Here is a 21,783-nt window from a genome sequence, read left to right as displayed (position 1 = left end):
ATATGATTATAGAACACCACGTATCTTTAAAACCGTTTAACACCTTTGGGATTGATGCTCAAGCCACTACCTTTGTGACCATACATTCGGAAAAAGGGCTTACAAAAGCACTTAGCAATTACAAAAATCCTTTCATTTTTGGAGGAGGAAGTAACATGTTACTCACAAAAAACATTGAAAATCCAGTTTTTTGGATACAACTCAAAGGTATTTCTATTGAAAGGGAAACAGATGACCATGTGTGGATAACCGCAGCAGCAGGTGAAAATTGGCACGAGTTTGTACAATTTTGCTTGGAAAAAGGATACGGAGGTCTTGAAAATCTATCTCTCATACCTGGAAATGTAGGAGCTACTCCAATTCAAAATATAGGAGCGTATGGTGTTGAAATTAAAGATGTTATGGCGTATTGCCAAACCATAAATATCCACTCGATAACTCAAAAACAGTTTTCAAAGGATGAATGTAAATTTTCATATCGGGAATCTATTTTCAAGTGTGAAGAAAAAGGAAATTATATCATAACTTCGGTAACTTTTAAATTGACCAAAAAGAATCACATTTTACATACAGAATACGGAGCCATTCGTGAAATTTTGGAACAAAAAAATATTAAAAATCCACAACCGATAGACATCTCAAAAGCAGTCATCTCCATCAGAGAAAGTAAACTTCCTAATCCGAAAGAAATTGGCAATAGTGGTAGTTTTTTTAAAAATCCGATTGTATCCAAAATTCATTTCGAAAAATTACAGAAAATATACCCTCAGATGCCTCATTATGTTGTCAATGAAGAGTCTACAAAAATCCCTGCGGGTTGGCTCATAGAAACTTGCGGACTAAAAGGCTACCGAAGAGGTGATGCAGGTGTACACCAAAAACAGGCCTTAGTTTTGGTAAACTATGGTAATGCTACAGGACAAGAACTTGTTGAGTTATCAAAATTCATACAACAAACCGTATACAACAAGTTTCAGATTCATTTGGAAAGTGAAGTAAATATCATTCAGTAGGACACAATGTTTTGATATCCCTACTGAATCTGTGTAATTTAAATTAAATTTTTCGATGCATCAAATCAAGCGCAAATTGCTTGATTTCATTTCGCTTATCTTGTTGAATATCTAATTTTTCGAGAGTTTGAATGGCTTGTTGGGTATAATATTCAATTTGAGTTTTTACGAAATCAGTGGTTTTTGTATCCGTAAATATTTTCTTTACTTTTTCAACCTTTTGAGGGGTTTCTTCCGTGGTATTATAAAGATTATACAATAAATTTCTTTGCTCATTATCAGCAAGTTCCAAAGCTTTCAAATAGAGCATTGTCTTCTTATTTTCTAAAATATCCCCACCAATTTTCTTTCCAAAAGAAGCGTCTCCAAAAGAATCTAAGTAATCATCTTGCAGTTGAAATGCCATCCCTAATTGAACCCCAAAATCATAAATCAATTGCTTATTTTCGTCTGTTGTTTTGGCAACTATAGCTCCCATCTGTAAAGCAGCTCCCACCAAAACAGCGGTTTTATATTTTATCATCAATAAATATTCTTCCACACTAACATCGTTACGTGTTTCAAAATCCATATCCCATTGTTGCCCTTCACAAACCTGCAAAGCTGTCTTGCTAAACAACTTAGCAAGTTGCTGAAAAACAATAGGTTCATAATTTTCAAAAAACTGATAAGCTATGATAAGCATAGCATCTCCTGAAAGAATAGCTGTATTTAAGTCCCATTTATGATGAACCGTTTGCTGTCCTCGCCTTAAAGGCGCCTTATCCATAACATCATCGTGAACTAATGAAAAATTATGAAAAACTTCTACTGCTAAAGCCGCATGGAGTGCCTTTTTATAATCTGTTTGAAAAATATCTGCCCCTAACAATGTTAAAATAGGACGTATACGTTTCCCTCCTAAACCTAAGATATAGTGCATCGGGGCATACAAATTTTCAGGTTCTTGCTTAGTGATATTTTCTTGCAAATGAGTTAAAAATACTTTTCTATAATTTTCAATTGACGACATATAATTTAATATGAATAAGGAACAAAATAACTACTTTAATTTGAAATATGCAAATTTGGCATACATCACGATAGACTAAACGTCAGTTTCTGAGTAAAAAAAATAGATATTTGTCTGCGAAATATATGACAGATTACACTCAAAGGTAATTAGTTTACTTGTAGATATGAACTTTTAAAACTACTGAAAATGAGCATATACGTAACAAACTGTGTTGTACGTAAAAGTGAAAAAAATTGACACTTAAATAAAATTAACTTGCTATTGCTTTTTATAGATATTCTTTAAATAAATTTATAATTATTGTAGGATTTTATTAATTATTTTTTATATTTGTGCTTTGAAGGTGTGTATTTTATACCAATATAAGAATATCATTCTGAACAAAATTCAACAAGGTATTAAAAATTAAATATTTATTTTTCAGACACATACAGATTCAGAAAGACACAAAAACTCGTATTTTTCCTAAAAATAAGTAATATACCTCTTTCTGAATTACTTAAATTTCACTGAAAAAAAGAAATATTTTTTAGATTTTTTAAGATAATTCACAAACAAAACATTTTGAGGCTATGGGATGGAATTTTGACTTGGAGGAAGAAAATAAAATAATAGCTCGGGAGTACAAAGAGCTATTAAGTATTAGTTATCAGACACTTACGGAAGATGACAAAAAACTAATTCGATTAGCTTTCGACACGGCAGTAGATGCTCATAAAGAACAACGTCGCAAAAGTGGTGAGCCTTACATTCTACATCCGATTGCAGTAGCTAAAATTGTAGCTTCGCAAATTGGTTTGGATGCCGTTTCCATTGCTGCAGCTTTGTTACATGATGTAGTTGAAGATACCGACCACACTGTGGAAGATATGGAACGTCTTTTTGGCAAAACAGTAGCACATATCGTTGAAGGACTTACTAAAATTTCCAACCTAAGTAAAGAAAAAGATATATCATTACAGGCTGAAAATTTCAGAAAACTGCTTTTAACGATGAACGATGATGTGCGTGTAATTATCATCAAAATCGCTGATCGTCTGCATAATATGCAAACGATGGACTCAATGGCGGAACACAAACAAGCCAAAATAGCTTCTGAAACCTTGTACATCTATGCTCCATTAGCACATCGTATCGGGTTATACAACATTAAAACCGAATTGGAGGATTTGGGGCTAAAGTACACAGACCCTGAGTATTATTACAGCATACTCGGTAAGATGGAAGAATCGAAAGAAGAGCAAAAAAGCTATATAGAATCATTTACCCAAATCATTGAATCATCTTTAAACAGTCAAAAAATAGAATACCGTATCAAAGGTCGTCCGAAATCTATCTACTCAATTTACAAAAAGATGGAAAATCAAGGCGTTACCTTTGAAGAAATATATGATAAATTTGCCATACGTATCATTTATAAAAGCACTCCTGAGGAAGAGAAGTTTTTAGCATGGAAAATTTACTCTATTGTTACGGATCATTTTCGCCCCAATCCAACAAGGCTTCGCGATTGGATATCAGCACCAAAATCAACAGGTTATGAAGCATTGCATATTACCGTAATGGGGCCTAAAGGACGCTGGGTGGAGGTTCAAATACGCAGTGAGCGTATGCACGAAATTGCCGAAAAGGGATATGCTGCTCACTTCAAATATAAGCACGGAAACCAGGAAGAAGCAGGGATTGAAGTATGGCTTAATCGTTTGCAAGAAGTGTTGGAAAATAGTGATGGTAATGCTGTGGATTTCGTTGAGGATTTCAAACTAAACCTCTATGCCAAAGAAATTTTTGTCTTTACCCCTAATGGAGAAATCAAATCCTTACCTAAAGGAGCCACACCGATTGACTTTGCATTTTACATCCATACGGGGGTAGGAATGAAAACTCGTGGGGCAAAGGTAAACAACAAACTCGTTCCCCTAAGCCATGTTCTGAAAAGTGGCGATCAAGTAGAAATCATCACCGCTGAAAATGCCAAACCAAACAAAAACTGGCTGAACTATGCAACTACAGCTAAGGCTCGAAGCAAAATCAAATCAGCTCTCAAAGAAGAGGTTAAAACGGTAGCCGCCGAAGGACGGGAACTGTTGCAACGCAAATTGAAACAATTGAAAGTAAGCCTTACAGAAGATGTTGTAAACGACTTAGTTAGCCATTTCAAAACCAAAACAAGTTTGGATATTTTTTACCAAGTTGGTACGGGAGAAATCACAAACCAGATGCTTAGAGATTTTGCTTCAAAACGTTCGTCATTCTTCAACTTTTTCAAAAGCAAAATCACCAGTAAAAAGAATGTGGTGGAAGAGGTGGAAAGTTCAAATGAACACTACGATAGCATTGTTTTTGGCAAAGAAGAGGAATCTTTGGACTATACGTTTGCTAAATGTTGTAACCCTATTTCTGGGGATCCTATTTTTGGGTTTATTACTATCAATGAGGGAGTTAAGGTACATAAAAAAAACTGTCCGAATGCTATTTCAATGCAGTCAAACTATGCTTACCGTATCATGGTTGCCAAATGGGTAAAATCAGCCGAACAAGAATTTAAAGTCGCTATCCGAATTAGCGGTTTAGATCGTGATGGGTTGGTAGCTGATATTTCACAAACCATTGGAAGTAATAAATTTGTAAAAATGACAAACATAAACATAGACACAGAGGGAAATATGTTCAACGGAAAGCTATCAATTACAGTGAACAATAACGCTACTCTAAAGCAATTGATGTTAGATTTGAAACATATCAAAGGTATTGATAAAGTAAACAGGTTATAGGAAAGATTAGGAATTTAAATAAAAAATAGTATATTTGCAACCGAAAAATCGGGGTGTGGCGCAGTTGGTAGCGTACACGTATGGGGTGCGTGTGGTCGCTGGTTCGAGTCCAGTCACCCCGACTTTCTTCATTGCATTATAACTCTCTTACCATTCTATTTTCCTCGAAACGTACATCACGATAGCAAGAATTGCAAACAAGCCAATGCTTCCCACTAAAAGTGCGTAGTTCTCCAATTGAATAATCACATAAATAAATCCATATACAGCTGATAGTGAGCATCCTATAAAAAATGGAAACTTTCTGTTTTTCAATATGGATACCGAGTATAAGCTAATGAGTAAAATAACCATTAATGATGCAATAAGATACGCTTTTGAAAAGCTACTATGCTCTGTAATCGAAATCAAAAGTGTATAAAACATGATCAAAGCTAATCCTATCATCGTATACTGAAAAATATGAATTTTTACTTTACTGATGGTTTGTATCAAAAAGAAAATTAAAAATGTAAGTCCTATAACCAAAAATCCATACTTACTAGCCCTTTCATTTTGCTGATATTCATCCACAGGGATTACAAAATCTACATCGAAAGTGTATTTTTCAATACTTGGTAACACACCAAAAGATTGTTGAGCAAAAGGACGATTGATATGTAACACTTTCCAATCAGCTGAAAATCCGCTATTTGTAATTTCTTTTTGATACGGCAAGAAATTGCCTTTAAAACTCGGATCTTTCCAATTCGATTTAACTGTACTTTCTGTAATTTTTCCAATCGGGACGATACTAATGCTTGAACTTCCATCATATTTTATCGAAAAATTAAAATTCCCATTATCAAAATGCTCTTTTAGGTTAAAAAAAGATGTTTCTAATGAAGATACTACGAAATAGGCTCCTGTATGACCGTTATACTCATCATATTCAGCATAATTCGAAGAACTTTCTTCATAAATAGGCTCGAAAGAATACGATTTCCCTGATAAATTGATGGAAACACCATTTTTTATGCTTGATAAATTGGTTGTTCGAATCAAAATAGTAGCTTTATCCCAGTGAATATCTTCTTCAGGGATATTTTTTGACGAGAAATCTGGTTTTACATACTTCCCTTCGAATTCCATTTCAGCTGTGAATACCACCGACTCATAATTATTACGCTTTTTAGTTTCGGTCATCACGTTCGAAATATTTTTTAATGTCTCAGGAAAAAAGTACGCTACATTTTGTTGGGCTTTTCGCTCTATAACAGTTGTCCCTAATTTTTTGTCATAAACGGTATTTTTCTCGTAGGAAGTGTAAGGAACCTTTAAAATAGGCCCATAGAAAAACACTTTCTCCCCCCATTTTGAATTGATTTCACCTATGACTTCCTCCTGTCGGTATTTGCGTTCTCTAACTAAACTTTTTACTAATTCTAACGGAATTAGCAATACCAAAATTAAAATTCCGACCATGACCATTCGAGCGGTACTTGATTGCAACAATGTTGCGATAAATGATTTTTGATTTGATTCCATAACGTTTGTTTTTATATTAATAATAAATTTAAAAGCTCTTTGAATTTCAAAGTTTAAAATTAAAAAAATAGAACTCACTAATTTTCAGTCCCTTTTATAATTTTTTCCAAGGCTAGTATATGGCTTTGGAAAGCCTTTCGTCCTTTTTCTGTTGCTTTGTAGGTAGTATTGGTTTTACGACCGATAAAACGTTTCTCTACAACGATATACTCCTCGTTTTCAAGGGATTTTGTATGACTCGCTAAATTTCCATCTGTGACGTCAAGTAATTCCTTTAAGGTATTGAAATCAGCACTTTCATTGACCATAAGTATTGACATAATCCCCAATCGTGTGCGATTATCGAATGCTTTATTTATATGTTGTAAAAGTTCCTTCAATTTTTAATTTTTATTTCCTTTAAAACAGATGTTCATCAGTATAAAATGGTAATTTTGGTACAGGTTTTAAGAAAGAGAAAACTACTCCACCCTACCCCTATCATATTTAAAATACATTAACAAACCGTAAAAAATATGACATACTCCAAAACCAATCTCCCAAAAGAGCAATCCATAGCCTGAAAATTGTACAGCCAACAAGCCCAAAATAACTTCAGTTATTCCCAAATAACGAACATCCCCAAAGGTATATCTACTGACATTCACACAAGCTAAACCATAGAAGATCAAAGTCATAGGTGCTAATAATCCATAATATTCATTCTTTAGTAGCAAGAAAATCAGTATCCCTCCTGTAAGCATTGGAATGGCAAAATTCCAAAAAGCACGTTTCGAAGTGGCGTTGATTAAAGTTTCTCCCCTACGTCTTGCTTTGCGTTGTGATAATATATAAGCCGTTACTAATGAGAGTATCAATACAGTTGCTGCAACTCCTAAAATAGCCTTAAACGTTTTACTTTCTAAGATAACAAATTGATTATAAGCATAATGTTTTTCAAGCAAAAGATGAACAACATAGGCTCCAATGAGCGCATACACTCCAGCTAACACCCCAGAAAGTCCACTCAATGACAGAAATTGAGTAGATTTTCGCATCATTTGTTTAATATGCTGTAAATCTTCTAAATAGCTTTTATCTTCCATTTTTAAAGTTCTTTGAAATGCAAAGTAACAACAAAAAAAGGAAATAACAAAACTTTCTCGCATATTTTTTGTAAATTTGACCTCCGATATTCGTACGTAAACGTTTTTTAAATAAAGATAAAGTTGCAATAATTTGACATACTTATGAAAACAATTCAGTATACTATAATTGTATTATTAATCTCACTATCAACATCTTGCAAAAATAAAATCACTGAGAAGGAATTGGTGCTACTCAATGGGTATTGGGAAATTGAAAAGGTTATCTTAGCTGACAAATCTGTAAAAATATACGAAATAAATACAACCTACGATTATATCGACTTGAAGGATAACAGCGGATTTCGTAAAAAGGTTTATCCACAACTTTTTGGTAAGTACCAAACGAGTGAGGATGCCGAATTTTTCTCAATCGTCAAAAAAGGTAATACTTGGGAGATGAATTATACCTCCAAAGACAATAAATGGGTAGAAACCTTGGAGTCGCTATCGGAAAAATCATTTACGGTGAAAAATACAGCGGGAATTGAATACTTCTACAAAAAAGTGGAAAGACAGGAATAATCTATCAAAAAATTATTTTATATCCTCAGAAATGATAAATATCATATTTATACGCAAAAAACAAACAATTTATTGTGATAAACGTAATTTTTAAGATTTATTTTTTCATTTTATAAAAAATAGTGTGTATATTTGTGCTGTCTCTATAAGAGATTAAAAAATCTCTTATATAAGATGTAAAAGTTACTTAAACAAACTAATACCATTGCAAATGAAAAAACATTTCTTAACAACGTTATTATTCCTTGTGGGATTTAGTACTTTGGTCGCACAAGATTTCTCTGTTGACGCTAATTTCAGAACTCGATCTGAATATCGGCACGGTCAGGGAAGGCTTTTTCAAAAAGAAGAGAAACCTGCTTTTTTTGTAAACCAACGAGCTCGATTGGGGACTTCCTATCAAAACGAGTGGTTAGAACTTCGCTTGACAGCACAGCAAATTTTTACTTGGGGCGATGCACAACAACCTCAAGCAGAATTAAAAAATCATTTAGGTTTTTTTGAAGCTTGGGCAAAAATGCAAATTGATGAAAATTGGAATGTAAAATTAGGACGACAAGTCATTTCGTATGATGATGAGCGGATCTTAGGAGGATTGGATTGGTCTCAATATGGTCGTTTTCACGATGCGGCTGTCATTTCATACGGCGATTTTCTGAATATCGGATTGGCATTCAATCAAGAGGGACAGCCCAATGTAGGAAACACCTATAATGTCGGTAGTGCTTCAAAAAACACCTACAAAACAATGCAGTTTTTAAGAGCCAACAAAAAATGGCAGGACAATTCACTTAGCTTTTTGTTTATCAACAATGGATTTCAAGACTTTGACTCATCAGGAAAACAAGATGGTGTGTCGAACATGCAAACCACTGGTTTTTACGGTATTTTCCCGATATCAAGCCTAATGCTGGAAGCAAGTGCTTATTACCAATTTGGAAAATTTCAAAAAACAAGCGTTTTGGCATATCAACTTCGGGCTGAGTTAATTTATAAGACACAGGAGTTTACCGCAGGATTGGGAATGGAAATGCTTAGCGGTAGAGACTATGATGACACTTCTGCTAAAATCAAAAGTTTCAATCCTCTGTACGGAACGGCTCACAAGTTCAACGGGCATATGGATTTTTACTACTTAGGTCAAAATTTACAGGGAACCACAGGACTCAACGATATCTATGCTAAAGCCATTGTTAAATTCAATGAGAAATCAAATTTGCTATTCATGCCGCATATTTTTATGAGCAATGCAAAACGTGCTGATAACAAAAGCTATCTCGGAACCGAGTTAGACTTTATGTTCACACAGCAATTCCGCAAAGATGTTGGCTTAAACATTGGATACTCACATCATTTGCCTTCTGATGCCATAAAAACGCCCATAACTCACGATATGCAAAATTGGTTCTGGGTGCAATTGAACATAAAACCAACCTTATTCACTACCAAACAGTAAGATACTCTTTCTTACAAAAAAACTTGTAATATTCCGCTTGATTATTGAGAATCAAGCGGTTTTTTTATGAGTACTTTCAAAATTATTCATCGAATAATATCATTTAGATTACAAATTACAGGTGCAACATCAATAAAGAATTTAAAAACAAAGTGAATCATGTACCTATTTTTTACTATATTTGCAAGGTAATTAATCAGATATGAAACAAAAATTGTTCGATTTTCGTTTTTTTTTGGAAAAACACGGATTTGCAGTTTCCTCTCGAATAGCAGAAAAGCTAGGTGTACGAGCTAAAGATGTACGTATATTTTTCATATACAGCACGTTTGCTACACTCGGAGCTTGGTTCGGAATCTATCTGTTATTAGCATCTCTATTAAGGATAAAAGACCTATTTTACACCAAACGAAGTTCTGTTTTTGATTTGTAAATCAACTAGAAAAGCTCAAAAACAGACATAGCCTTAAAGGTTAAATCTACCCGATAAAAATATTTTTACGATTATTTTTAACTTCCCTATCCTTTTCGTATATTTGCACCTCTATTTTTTCATAAAACATAAGGAAATAAACACTTTATTTCCAAGATATTTGTGTTACAAGATTTACATACATTTTTAGATAATTAATTAATACATAGCATAAAAAAATAAACATAATGAACGAAATAGATTATACATTCATACATAGAGATTTCAAAATTGACAATTTTCCAATGGACAGAGAACGGTTGCTTATCTTGGCTACCGACTATGTAAAAAACGGAGAGAATCATCTGAAATCTGTCGGAGATTTCTTGTTAAATTGGTTGGATAATCGTGACTTTATTGAAGCAACTACTTCTGGTTCAACAGGTGTTCCTAAGGTAATACATTTGAAAAAGCAGTTTATGGTCAACTCAGCATTGGCTACAGGTAAATATCTAAATTTATCACCTAAAAATACGGCTCTTTTCTGCTTACCAGCTGATTTCATTGCTGGAAAAATGATGATTATCCGTTCTATCATTTTAGGATTGCATTTAGATATCATCCAGCCCTCGTCAATGCCTTTAGCATTAACTAACCGTGACTATGATTTCTCAGCGATGATTCCGTTACAAGCTTCAAAGTCGTTGTACGATTTACATCGGGTGAAAAAATTGATTTTGGGAGGAGCTTCCATCGATGAAGATTTGGAAAACAAATTGCAAAATGTTTCTACACATGTTTACTCTTCATATGGAATGACGGAAACTATCTCACATATTGCAATGCGTAGAGTGAATCACACCGCTACTCACGAAGAAAGTTACAAAGCACTACCGGGTGTTACCTTTTCACAAGATGACCGAAAGTGTTTGGTAATCAACGCACCTCAAATCGCGGATCATTTGGTGGTTACGAATGATATTGTGGAACTAATATCTCAAACTGAGTTTATTTGGGTGGGACGTTACGATAATGTAATCAATTCGGGCGGATTCAAGGTATTTCCTGAAAGTGTGGAGCGTAAAATGAAAAAATATATCAAAAACCAGTACTTTTTAACCAGTGAACCTGACGAGAAACTTGGGGAGAAAGCGGTTTTATACATAGAAGGTAATGAAAAAGATTATCCAACTTTATCGCATGATTTGTTTGTTGATAAAGATATGTTAAAATTGGAAGTGCCACGAGCTATTTATTTTGTTCCAAAATTTGAATACACAGATAACGGGAAGGTTCGAAGAGACGAAACTGTGAAAAAACACAACAAATAAGTATGTTTTTCAGATAGATAAAAAACTCAAAATTCGTGTTTTTATGTGCGTTTTTTGAGTTTTTTTTATGAAATTTGAGTCTTTCACATAAAAGTAAATAATGTTTTCCTAAATTCAAATTGCGTTATTAATCATCGTAACTACACCAAAAATTAACAAATGTAGCTGATGAATAGAATATGAGAAAGTTTTTTAAAAAACATACTCCTCTGTAAAATAAAATTCAGAATCCAAAAAAAATGAATCCTAATTTAAAAAAATTCATACCATATATATACCCATATAAGAAATACGCTTTCTTAAATGTCCTTTTTAATGTATTATATGCATTATTCAGTGCTTTGTCGTTTGTATCATTGATTCCTATGTTGGACATTTTGTTTGGAAAGAAAGAGAGCAGGGTTTACGAAGTGCCCACTTTCTCTGGAAACGTCTCCGATTTAGTGGACTACGGAAAAAAATGGCTAAACTACAAAATTTCGAATATGGTAGGTGAGGATTCTGTATCAGCACTCACTATTGTCATCTGTTTGGTAATTTTGTTGTTCTTACTAAAAAATTTATTTAACTATATAGCAGTATTTTTCATTACCCATTTGCGAAATGGCGTTTTGAAAGATTTACGTAACAAACTCTATAAAAAAATTACCAATCTACCGCTTTCCTACTTTTCAGAACAACGAAAAGGAGACATCATAGCTCGTGTGGCTGGTGATGTAGGAGAAGTTCAGCATTCCTTTTTATCTATATTAGAACTCATTGTACGTGAGCCTCTTACAATTATATTTTCAATTGTAATGATGCTCGGTATCAGTATAAAATTAACCATTTTCACTTTTGTATTTATTCCACTTTCAGGGTGGATTATTTCCAAAATAGGAAAATCACTAAAAAAGCAATCCACAAAAGTACAGCAAGAACAAGGCAAATTTTTATCACTCATTGAAGAAACCGTCGGCGGATTGCGAGTTGTAAAAGCATTCAATGCCGAAAAAACTTTCCAAAAAAGATTTGAGGAGTCAACCTATCGTTTTTTTAAATTAGCAAATAATTTAGGTAACCGACAAAACTTAGCCTCGCCCATGAGCGAGTTTTTAGGAATATTGATGATTGCTACGCTTTTATGGTTTGGTGGAACAATGGTTTTGGTGGAAAAAAGTTTAGATGGAGCTGCATTTATCGCTTTTATGGGATTGGCTTACAACATTTTAACCCCTGCCAAAGCAATTAGCAAAGCCTCGTACGATTTCCGTAGAGGAAATGCCGCAGCCGAACGCGTATTCGAGATTTTGGAATATGACAATCCAATTAAGGAAAAAGAGAATGCAACCGAAATTTTTGATTTTTCATCAGCTATTTCACTGAAAAACATCACATTCCGATACGGAGAACAAAACGTTTTAACTGATTTTTCACTAGAAATTCCCAAAGGAAAAACCATTGCTTTGGTGGGGCAATCGGGAAGTGGAAAAAGTACGATCGCCAATCTTATAACTCGCTTTTACGATGTTAATGAAGGAACTATCGAAATCGATGGAATAGACATCAAACAACTAAAAATAAGTCATTTACGCAGACTTATCGGCGTGGTCTCACAAGATTCAATCTTATTTAATGACAGCATAAAGAACAATTTACTGATAGGAAATCCGACTGCTAACGATGAGGCTATTTTGGACGCATCCAAAGTGGCAAATGCTTACGAATTTATCAAAGACCTACCCGAGGGGTTTGACACAAACATAGGTGATTCCGGCAGTAAACTCAGTGGTGGGCAAAAACAACGGTTGAGTATCGCCCGTGCTGTTTTAAAAAATCCACCCATTATGATTTTAGATGAAGCCACCTCAGCATTAGATACGGAAAGTGAGCGTTTGGTACAAAGTGCTTTGGAAAATATGATGAAAAATCGAACTTCAATTGTCATTGCTCATCGACTTTCAACCATCCAAAATGCGGATTTAATCGTGGTAATGCAAAGGGGGCGCATCGTAGAACAAGGTACTCATGGAGAGTTACTTGCCAAAGATGGCGTATATCGAAAACTGGTAGAAATGCAATCTTTTGAAACATAAAATTTGGACGAAAAAGAGCTCATATCACAACTTCAAAATGAGAAAAAAAGAGGAAAGGCTTTTGAAATTTTGGTCGATTTGTACCAAAAGCGACTTTATTGGCATATCCGTCGTATTGTAATTTCACACGATGATGCTGATGATGTATTACAAGAAACATTTATCAAAATTTTCCGAAGTATTGAAAATTTCAGAGGAGATAGCTCTTTATTTTCATGGATTTACCGCATAGCGACCAATCAAGCTCTTGATTTTTTGAAAAAGAAAGCTAATGAGAAAAATTGTACTATCGAAGATTTGCAATACGACCGAAGTTCGCACTTAGAAGCTGATACTTATTTTGAAGGCGACGAAATTGAGCGAAAATTCCAACAAGCTATATCTTCGTTACCTGAAAAACAGCAAATTGTATTCAATATGAAATATTTTGAAGAATTGAAATATGAGGAAATTTCTGAAATTTTGGGTACTTCAGTGGGAGCGTTGAAATCTTCATATCATCATGCTGTACAGAAAATTAAAAATTATTTAGAAAGTCATTAAACTTTTTTACTTTTTTATCGTCTTAGAGAAAATGAACGAAGATAATTTACATATTCAATCGGGAATGCAACTGCCCGAAAATTATTTTGACCAGTTCAAAAAGAAATTGATGAATAGGGTTGAATTGGAAGAGTATGCACCTAATAAAGAAACATTTATTGTTCCAGAGAAGTATTTTGAGAAGTCAAAACAAGCTATTTTGAAAGCTACAACGAAGAAAACAAAAACACGCACGTTTTCATTTGTCAGATATGCCGTAGCTTCGGTTTTAGTTGCTGTTGCACTCTCTTCTGTTTGGATATATACATCTCATAATCAAAAGGATATCATTCGTTTTTCGGATTTGACTTCGGCAGAGATTCAGGGTTATTTCAGCGATATATATATCGAAGATAAATCTTACCTGATAGTTGAAGAATCTGAAGATGTTCACTTAGATAATTTTTTGGTTGGGGACATACAATCCTTTGGAAATATTGACAGTTACTTGTCAGAATACGATTATAGATTAGATGAATATTAAAAAAATAGGTAATTATGAAATTGATTTATACTTTCTTGTTATTTAATTTATTTACTTTTTCTATTTTTGCTCAAAAAGAGGATAACTATGAGCGTATAAAAACTCTAAAAATAGGATATATCACCGAAGAAGTGAGTTTAACTGCTGAAGAGGCAAAAAAGTTTTGGCCTATATACGAAAAATATAATAAAATTTTACACGATTTACATACCGAAGCCAAAACGTGTCGTAGACATGGTTTTTCTAAGAAAGAGAATCTGACCGAAAAAGAGGCTTTGGAAATTTTGAAAAAAGACACTGAATTAGGAGATAAAATTTCAAAAATAAGCAAGGATAAAGATAAAGAACTTTTAAAAGTTATCTCTGCACAAAAATTAGTATTATTGAAAAATGCAGAAAGAGATTTTCATAGAAAACTAATGACACAGTACAAAAATTCGAAATAAATACCTACATCTTTGAGGTTGCTTTATAAGACAACAAGAGACCGTTTGAATATGGTCTCTTGTTGTTTTGTGAACATTTTTATTAGAAGTCCAAATCTAATAAGAAGAATTTATTTCTTCAGCAGTTTCAAATAATCACCATACCCTTCCTTTTTCATTTCTTCCTTTGGAATGAAACGCAGAGAAGCACTATTGATACAGTAACGCAATCCTCCTTTGTCCAAAGGTCCATCTGTAAATACGTGTCCTAAATGAGCGTCACCTGTTTTGCTTCGAACTTCTACACGGGTCATTCCGTGCGATTTATCTATTTTCTCTGCAATGAGTTTTTTATCAATCGGTTTGGAGAAACTTGGCCAACCGCATCCCGATTCAAATTTATCTGTTGAAATGAAAAGAGGCTCACCTGTGGTAATATCCACATAAATTCCTTCGCGAAATTCATTCCAATATTCATTGTGAAAAGGACGTTCCGTAGCGTTTTTTTGTGTAACTTCATACTGAATTTTGGTAAGCTTATCCTTTAATACGTCATCGGTCGGCTTTTCGTACATTTTTTTACCGTTTTTAGGCAAAGAGTTAGCTTCTTTTGCCACCTGAAACAATTTGGGATTTATGTGACAATACCCATCCGGATTTTTATCTAAATAATTTTGATGATTTTCTTCCGCATCATAGAAATTTTTCAAAGGCAAATTCTCCACCACAATCGGCTGATTATATTTGGAAGCCAATTCGTTAAGTGATTTCTCAATTATTTTTCTATCAGAATCATCAACAGTATAAATCCCTGTACGATAACGTGTTCCTATATCGTTTCCTTGTTTGTTTAAACTGGTTGGGTCGATAGTTTTATAGAATAAATCCAAAAGCAATTGTAAATCAACCTCTTTCGGGTCATAAACAACTTTCACAGCTTCCGTAAATCCCGTTTTATCGGTATATACTTCTTCATAACTTGGCCTTTGGGTATTTCCGTTGGCATACCCAACTTGAGTGGCAATAACACCACGAATTTGCTTAAAGAAGTGTTCTGTTCCCCAAAAACAACCTCCCGCAAAATAAATTTCTTTCATATCCTTTTTGTTATTCTTTGTTTTGATATCCATATTCTGCTTTTTCATAACTGACTCTTGAATTTTCACTGATTCCTTTGAGATTTTGCATTGACTTGTAAGCAAAATCATGATAGGCAATACCGCCATAAAAGTAATTATATTTTTCATTTTGACATCTAATTTAAAATTATTTTTTTTCTTGTTTTCCTACCAACATTAGGCTGAAACCCAACAATACAAGGTCTTTCAGTATAAAAAAATCTGTAATTGGTAGCCATTCTACTTTTCGCCACATATTTGGAGTAGTAAACAAATAACTAATTGTTACTAAAAAAGTTACTATCATTCCGTAGGCAGCATATTTTCTCAATTTTGGAAAAAACGGACTGAGTAAAAGCAATAAAGCCAATGTAATTTCAACGATACCGACAAGATTTGAAACGGCTTGTACACTCATCAAATCGTATGCCCAAAATGTTAAGAAATGATTTTCGACCAAAGGTTTTATCGCATTGGCTTCAGCTGTTGTGAATTTGAAAATTCCTATCCAAAATAAAATTAAAGCTGTCCCGAAAAGAGATACGTAATAGCCTATTTTGTAGATTTTTTCATCCGACAACGGACAATTTGAAATTTGTTTTTCCATCTGGTTTAATTATTAAAAGGTTATCTGTTAAAAATGTATGATTAATCGTACATCCTTATAGTCGTTAACTTTTAAAAAACCTGACAAAAAAAGAACTATTTTTTTAAATTTTCTTTCATTTTACGCTTAAATAACTGAATTTCAGAATGATTAAAAACAACTTTTTTTTCAGTGATTTCTGTATTTTGAAGTGATTTATCCAAAAACATTACTTTTTTGTGATACATTTTACACAAACGACACAACCGCAGATGTAAAAAAAGACGTATTTTTTCAAAGAAAGAAATTTTCCTTGCTGTTTTCTTTTCAATAAGCAATGAAATTTCACTACAAGGCAATATAAAATAATGAATAATTCTGCTAAACATCTCCAAACCAATTAATTTCCAAACATTTTCTGAGCTGCAAACGACTCCTTTGCAATATTTTCCACATATTAGTCGTTGAAATTTCCATTTCCTGACAGACTACTTCCGTCTTTTTCTCTTCTAAATAATAAAGTTTAACGAGAAACCTCCATCGTTGAGGCAGTTTTTCGATACATTCGTCCAAAGTTCGTGAAAAATCTTCCTTTTCTGAGGAATTTTCTGATATTTCTTGCCAAAAGTTTAAGACGCTCTGATCTGTCCAGATTCCATCTTCATCAAAAAAATCAGAAAGACTCGTACTGACAGGATTTTTATACTTATTCCGATAAAAATCGGCTGTTTTATTGCGAAGAATATTGTACAACCACGTAAGTGGACTACTTTTCTCTTGAAAAGATTCAAATGAAGTGTAAGCTACAAGAAAAACTTCTTGCACGATATCGGCCGCATCTTCCTTATCCGAAACCAAGTATAAAGCCCTATTGAGCAATGACTCTGAATACATTTCAATCCACAGCGTTATTTGTTGGTCTTTTGTTTTATCTACCATCTTTTATTTTTTGAAATACTAAATAGTCCTTAAAGTGTGAACTTTTCAATTTTTAAACATAAAGATTATTTTCTTTTGACAACCAACATCGGTAACAATATAAAAATTCCTACCAGCGAAAAGAGCAATCCTCCCATGGTTCCTGCAGCAAGTGGAAACCAAAAAGCCTCTCTTTTGAGTCCGATTACAAAAGGGATAAATCCTAAAATAGTAGAAATTATGGTAAGTAATATCGGAATGATTTTACTGTTCCACGCTTTCAAATAAGCTCTTACTGAGGAAAGATTAGGGTATTTTTTACGAAGACCGTTATACTCATTTAAAATGTAAATATTAGCATTTACCGTAATCCCTGAAAGCAGTACAAACGATGCAAATCCGCCTTGGTCAAAATTCAAGTCGAAACTATAAAACGTAAGAAAAACCCCAATAAATGATATAGGGATAATCAAAATAACAATAAAAGGTTGTTTGAGCGAATTAAACAAAATGGAAGTAGTAAAAAAGATAATCGCAATAAGCAAACCCAATAGCCAATATTGTTTTTTATCTTTTCCCCAATTCCAATTCCAACCTTGTTTTTCGGCTTTATATCCCGAAGGCAAGCTACTGTTGAGCTTTTCTATTTCATTATCAAGTACCTTATTTCCCTGTTGGGAAGAACCTATGTAATTAAACTGCACTATCAATCGGTATTGTTGATTTTCTTTGGCGATTTCTTTCGGAGCTTGTCCTTTGGTAATTTGAGCAAATTGATTCAGTTTATGAAATTGTTCGTCAAAATGATTTCCAGCGTGTTGCAATGCCCAAATATCGTATGTTTTGGATTGCTTACTGTGAAGTACGATATCTTCATTTTGTCCATCAACAAACAATCTTCCTGCCCAAATGTCCCTACCAAACATACTCGAAAGCGAATTAAACAACCGAGAGGGAGACATATTCTGAATGGCAAGTTGTTTTTTATCTAAGTTAAACATAAATTCTTGATAATCATCTTTGTAATAAGACATATCTGAACCGATGGTCACTTCTTGGATACGACGATGTTTCAGTAAATTATTTTTCAGAGAGTCTGCCCAAGTGTTCAGCTCATCGTAGTTATATCCCAACAATTTTACCGAAAAACTTCCCGCAGTTTCTTTCACGTCATTGCTAAATCCTCTGTCTTCCAACCCAAAAACACCCCAACTACCGCCACCCAATTCCAAGGCTTTGGTAATCACACTATTTTTCAGTCTGTACGGAAATCCCGAGCGTTCCGCTTCCTTGGTAAAATACACAGAAATGGAAGCTCTGTTAGGGCTATTTATAGAGGTTTGAAACTGTTTTATCTCAGAAAAAGTAGAAAGATAACTTTCCATTCGCTGTACCAAAGTATTCATCTGTGAGAGTGTAGTCCCGTTGGGCATTGAAGAGGTAATGGTTAAGACCATTTCCTGATTTCGGTCAAAATATCCCCGCTCATATACGTTCTGAACAAATAAACGCAAGGTTCCTCCAAAAACCTTATCCGTTATGGGTTTTATTTTTTCTTTGTAAGTTGCCGTATTGAAAACATTATTGTACAGCTCCGCCCATCGAGTTTCCTTATCAATTTTATCGGGAAGCAAAAAAACAGGTAGTCCAAACAAAAGAATAAAAAATACATATACAGCCCATTTTCCTTTCTTTAAAAGCAAAATGATTTTTTGATAAAATCGGCTTGTTTTTACGATAAAACGCTTCGATATACGGAATTTCTGTCGTGATTTTCGTGTTTTGTTAGCGATTTTAATTCTTTCCATCATTGCAGGTACGAAAAACAAGGCAACGAGCAACGAAACCGCCAAATTAATAACAATTACCATCGCAAAATCTTGCAGATTGAGTCGCAATCGCTCGTCTAAAAAGAAAATCATACAAAGAGCTCCGATGGTAGTTAGCGTAGCTGCCAAAATCGGTAAGAAGACCTTTCGATTATTTTTGGTTTGCAAATGATCGGTCATTATGATAGTATTGTCTATCATCAAATTGAGGGAAATGGTAATCCCTGCCAGTGAATAGAGTTGTATTTCCAAACGTAAAAAATAATACAGCACAACAGCTATTGCCAGATTGATGAACAAACTGCTAACGATAAGGAACAGATATTTAAAATTTCGTGAGATGAGCAATACAAAAGCCAATAAAATCAGGATAGTAAGCCCACTTCGGAAGTAAATTTTGTTGAGTTCATCTTTGATGTATTCGGTAGCGTCGTAACTCTGATGTAATTCATACCCTTGCGGAAGATTTTTTCTAATATCTTCCATCAATTTTTTGATCTCGCTACTCAACTGCAATTGATTGGCGTTTTCTTCTGCCGAAATGGAAATATAGATGGAATTGAGTCCGTTGATACGGTAATAGCTTCGGGGAGCTTGTTCCACCCTACTGACATTTACTAATTGATTCAAATAGAGTATCTTTCCGTCTTTATTGGTGACAGAAATTTTGGAAGCGTCAAAAGTTTCTTTTTCAGAAGCATCTCCTAAGACAACTCGTGCAAATTTTCGAACATTTCCATTATCTTCAATTTCTCCAATACCCAAAAATTGTGTATTATAATGCAACTGTATGGCTCGTTGGATTTCGTCCACACTTACTCCCATTCGGTTCAGTTGGTCGTTGTCGTATTGAAGTTGCCATTCCATAGGAGTTGCTCCGTTTACATCCACTTTATAGATACCTTCAATCTCACTAAGTCGGGGTTTGATGCTGTTTTCACAATAATTTTGAATAGTAATGGGTGGTGCTGATGCATTGAGAGTATAATTTAGAAAAGGGCGATTCGCATTTTCATCAGGGCGACGCACTTGCAATTGTGGGTAAGAAACACTTCTTGGTAAATCGCCCCACAACTGCCTTATAACGGTGGATGCCTCAAAACGAGCAACATCAATGGAAGTGTGTTTATCCATTTCCAAGGAAACGCTTCCCCAACCATTTCCCGAACGAGAAGTAATTTTTTTAATACCTTTAATACGGGAAAGCATCGCTTCTATCTTTGAAGTAGCTTCCATTTCCACCACACGCGATGCACTTCCGGGCATCGAAAAAGACACTGTCAGAGCAGGGAGATTTTGGGAGGGTGCTAACTTTACAGGCAATAAAGGAACAAGTGCTATTCCCGCTAAAGAAATGCACAAAAACACTAAAATAATGCTGAATGAAGATATTTTATTTTCCAACATTTTCTATCTAATTCAAATTTTTAACCTAATAACTCATTCTTGATTTTGAAAAAACAAAGGAAAAAATAGTTATCTTATTCATTTTAAAAATTATCAAAAAATGCCAAAATCAATTTAAGTTAGAAGACCATTTTATAATGCTCAAAAATTCAAAGGCTTATTTCTTTGGAAATTCGTAAATCATAAAACAATCTTGCTCAGGATATTTAACTCCCACTAATAAATCATTCCATATAACAAAATCCTTAAAAAAGGTGTTTAATTGATATGTTTCTATTAAATCACCTTCCAACGAATATTTGTCGATAAACGTTTTTATATCCTTATCCATTATTTTTCTGCCCTCCTGATTTATTCTGTAAATGAAAAAATGCTCCGATGATGCCAATACTTTAAAATTATATACCATCGCTTTTCCATAATCCACATTGTCATTGGAAGAAGGAAAAGCTTGATTTTCATATAAAATAGTCTTCAACAATTTTCCACTTGAAGAAATAATATCAATTTTCGGAATATATTGATATGCGTAAACAAAAATGTCCTTTTTAGAAAGTTTTGTCCAATATCCTGTTTTTAGATTTATAGGAATATTTAAATTGTTGATTTCTTCAAAAGAAAATAATTCATTTAATTCGCCAACTGAAGTATCATAAGTAACCAACCGAAGTCTCTCACCATCTTTGGTGTCTAACACGATTTTATTTTCAGTGAGCAACATAGACAGAGGAGTTTCTTTTATAAATAATCCTTTCCATAATTGACTACTTTTCTTGTTTATAATGCAACTAAACCCATCTTTTGCGAAATCAAATACAAAAAGAGAATCGCTCTCTGCATGAATTATCAAAGGCATCAAAAAATCATTCGGACCGCTCCCTTTATATCCAATATTTCCTATATGTTTCAAATCTTGCAAATCATATACACTAAAAATGGTATCTGTTGCTGAATTTCTAATTACCAAATTGGAATTGTTTGTTACTTGCATTTGTTCAACATTCAGCAACTGGTTTATAGGAATGCTATCCTTAAAGAACAATTCCACAGGATTATCACTGAATTTCAATGTCTTATCCTTCTGTTCACAACTTACGAAAGTAAAACATATGCAAAAACAAACAATTCCAATATAGCTTTTCATAATAATATCATTCTTTTAGAACACAACTCTTTTTCAAA

19 protein-coding genes and 1 tRNA gene are annotated in these 21,783 nt (G+C 33.8%); 11 read left to right on the top strand and 9 right to left on the bottom strand.

The genetic code is table 11. The annotated features are described in order from the left end of the window. Positions 1 to 2: 2 nt before the first annotated feature. Positions 3 to 1,013, top strand: a complete 1,011-nt coding sequence (gene murB / locus ACF3OB_RS10800) for a UDP-N-acetylmuramate dehydrogenase (protein ID WP_392447699.1) — start codon at positions 3 to 5, stop codon at positions 1,011 to 1,013. A gap of 43 nt (positions 1,014 to 1,056) precedes the next feature. Here murB and ACF3OB_RS10795 read toward each other — a convergent pair whose 3' ends face one another. Beyond that, positions 1,057 to 2,025, bottom strand: coding sequence for a polyprenyl synthetase family protein (locus ACF3OB_RS10795; protein WP_042006216.1), 969 nt, complete (start codon positions 2,023 to 2,025; stop codon positions 1,057 to 1,059). A gap of 575 nt (positions 2,026 to 2,600) precedes the next feature. Here ACF3OB_RS10795 and ACF3OB_RS10790 point away from each other — a divergent pair. Both ACF3OB_RS10790 and ACF3OB_RS10785 read left to right on the top strand, forming a co-directional pair. Beyond that, entirely contained in the window at positions 2,601 to 4,802 is a 2,202-nt protein-coding gene (locus ACF3OB_RS10790; RefSeq protein WP_042344923.1) for a RelA/SpoT family protein, read from the top strand. 49 nt (positions 4,803 to 4,851) lie between these two features. Continuing rightward, positions 4,852 to 4,924 (top strand) — tRNA-Pro (locus ACF3OB_RS10785). A gap of 25 nt (positions 4,925 to 4,949) precedes the next feature. Here the strand turns inward: ACF3OB_RS10785 and creD are convergent. The 3 genes from creD to ACF3OB_RS10770 form a co-directional block, all read right to left on the bottom strand. Continuing rightward, positions 4,950 to 6,329, bottom strand: coding sequence for a cell envelope integrity protein CreD (gene creD / locus ACF3OB_RS10780; RefSeq protein WP_392447697.1), 1,380 nt, complete (start codon positions 6,327 to 6,329; stop codon positions 4,950 to 4,952). 77 nt (positions 6,330 to 6,406) lie between these two features. Beyond that, positions 6,407 to 6,709 carry a winged helix-turn-helix domain-containing protein gene (locus ACF3OB_RS10775; RefSeq protein ID WP_042006222.1) on the bottom strand — a complete coding sequence of 101 codons (303 nt, stop codon included), beginning with the start codon at positions 6,707 to 6,709 and terminating at the stop codon, positions 6,407 to 6,409. Between the two features lie 81 nt (positions 6,710 to 6,790). Beyond that, on the bottom strand, positions 6,791 to 7,414 hold the full coding sequence (locus ACF3OB_RS10770; protein WP_095893219.1) for a hypothetical protein: 624 nt from the start codon (positions 7,412 to 7,414) through the stop codon (positions 6,791 to 6,793). A gap of 144 nt (positions 7,415 to 7,558) precedes the next feature. On the opposite strand from ACF3OB_RS10770, the gene ACF3OB_RS10765 reads away from it, so the two are divergent. The 8 genes from ACF3OB_RS10765 to ACF3OB_RS10730 all read left to right on the top strand — a co-directional run bounded on the left by ACF3OB_RS10765 (position 7,559) and on the right by ACF3OB_RS10730 (position 14,764). Next, on the top strand, positions 7,559 to 7,978 hold the full coding sequence (locus ACF3OB_RS10765; RefSeq protein WP_042006226.1) for a hypothetical protein: 420 nt from the start codon (positions 7,559 to 7,561) through the stop codon (positions 7,976 to 7,978). A gap of 211 nt (positions 7,979 to 8,189) precedes the next feature. Next, a complete protein-coding gene (locus tag ACF3OB_RS10760; RefSeq protein ID WP_392447695.1) occupies positions 8,190 to 9,434 on the top strand; it encodes an alginate export family protein in 1,245 nt (414 codons plus the stop codon). Between the two features lie 202 nt (positions 9,435 to 9,636). Then, on the top strand, positions 9,637 to 9,867 hold the full coding sequence (locus ACF3OB_RS10755) for a hypothetical protein (RefSeq protein ID WP_042006231.1): 231 nt from the start codon (positions 9,637 to 9,639) through the stop codon (positions 9,865 to 9,867). Positions 9,868 to 10,094: 227 nt separating this feature from the next. Further along, positions 10,095 to 11,177, top strand: coding sequence for an AMP-binding protein (locus ACF3OB_RS10750; RefSeq protein WP_042006233.1), 1,083 nt, complete (start codon positions 10,095 to 10,097; stop codon positions 11,175 to 11,177). A 239-nt stretch (positions 11,178 to 11,416) separates the two neighbouring features. Beyond that, the gene (locus ACF3OB_RS10745; RefSeq protein ID WP_392447693.1) at positions 11,417 to 13,252 is read left to right on the top strand and encodes an ABC transporter ATP-binding protein; all 1,836 of its coding nucleotides are present in this window, start codon (positions 11,417 to 11,419) and stop codon (positions 13,250 to 13,252) included. A gap of 3 nt (positions 13,253 to 13,255) precedes the next feature. Beyond that, positions 13,256 to 13,795, top strand: a complete 540-nt coding sequence (locus ACF3OB_RS10740; protein WP_042006236.1) for an RNA polymerase sigma factor — start codon at positions 13,256 to 13,258, stop codon at positions 13,793 to 13,795. A 31-nt stretch (positions 13,796 to 13,826) separates the two neighbouring features. Beyond that, positions 13,827 to 14,318, top strand: coding sequence for a hypothetical protein (locus tag ACF3OB_RS10735; protein WP_392420283.1), 492 nt, complete (start codon positions 13,827 to 13,829; stop codon positions 14,316 to 14,318). A 14-nt stretch (positions 14,319 to 14,332) separates the two neighbouring features. Continuing rightward, positions 14,333 to 14,764 (top strand): hypothetical protein, encoded by a 432-nt coding sequence (locus tag ACF3OB_RS10730; RefSeq protein WP_172919230.1) that lies wholly within the window; start codon positions 14,333 to 14,335, stop codon positions 14,762 to 14,764. A gap of 110 nt (positions 14,765 to 14,874) precedes the next feature. Here ACF3OB_RS10730 and msrB read toward each other — a convergent pair whose 3' ends face one another. From msrB to ACF3OB_RS10705, 5 genes are all read right to left on the bottom strand, one after another. Next, the gene (msrB, locus tag ACF3OB_RS10725; RefSeq protein WP_172917078.1) at positions 14,875 to 15,990 is read right to left on the bottom strand and encodes a peptide-methionine (R)-S-oxide reductase MsrB; all 1,116 of its coding nucleotides are present in this window, start codon (positions 15,988 to 15,990) and stop codon (positions 14,875 to 14,877) included. 19 nt (positions 15,991 to 16,009) lie between these two features. Then, a complete protein-coding gene (locus ACF3OB_RS10720) occupies positions 16,010 to 16,468 on the bottom strand; it encodes a DUF417 family protein (protein WP_172919228.1) in 459 nt (152 codons plus the stop codon). Between the two features lie 360 nt (positions 16,469 to 16,828). Beyond that, positions 16,829 to 17,386, bottom strand: a complete 558-nt coding sequence (locus ACF3OB_RS10715) for an RNA polymerase sigma factor (RefSeq protein ID WP_392447691.1) — start codon at positions 17,384 to 17,386, stop codon at positions 16,829 to 16,831. Between the two features lie 65 nt (positions 17,387 to 17,451). After that, positions 17,452 to 20,601, bottom strand: coding sequence for an efflux RND transporter permease subunit (locus ACF3OB_RS10710; protein WP_392447689.1), 3,150 nt, complete (start codon positions 20,599 to 20,601; stop codon positions 17,452 to 17,454). A 157-nt stretch (positions 20,602 to 20,758) separates the two neighbouring features. Continuing rightward, positions 20,759 to 21,745 (bottom strand): hypothetical protein, encoded by a 987-nt coding sequence (locus tag ACF3OB_RS10705; protein WP_172918167.1) that lies wholly within the window; start codon positions 21,743 to 21,745, stop codon positions 20,759 to 20,761. Between the last annotated feature and the right edge of the window lie 38 nt (positions 21,746 to 21,783).

The organism is Capnocytophaga canis (assembly GCF_043187445.1).
In the GTDB taxonomy this organism is placed as follows: Bacteria; Bacteroidota; Bacteroidia; order Flavobacteriales; family Flavobacteriaceae; genus Capnocytophaga; species Capnocytophaga canis.
Note: the sequence above shows the minus strand (reverse complement) of the source record. Positions and strands in the feature narration are given on the sequence as shown.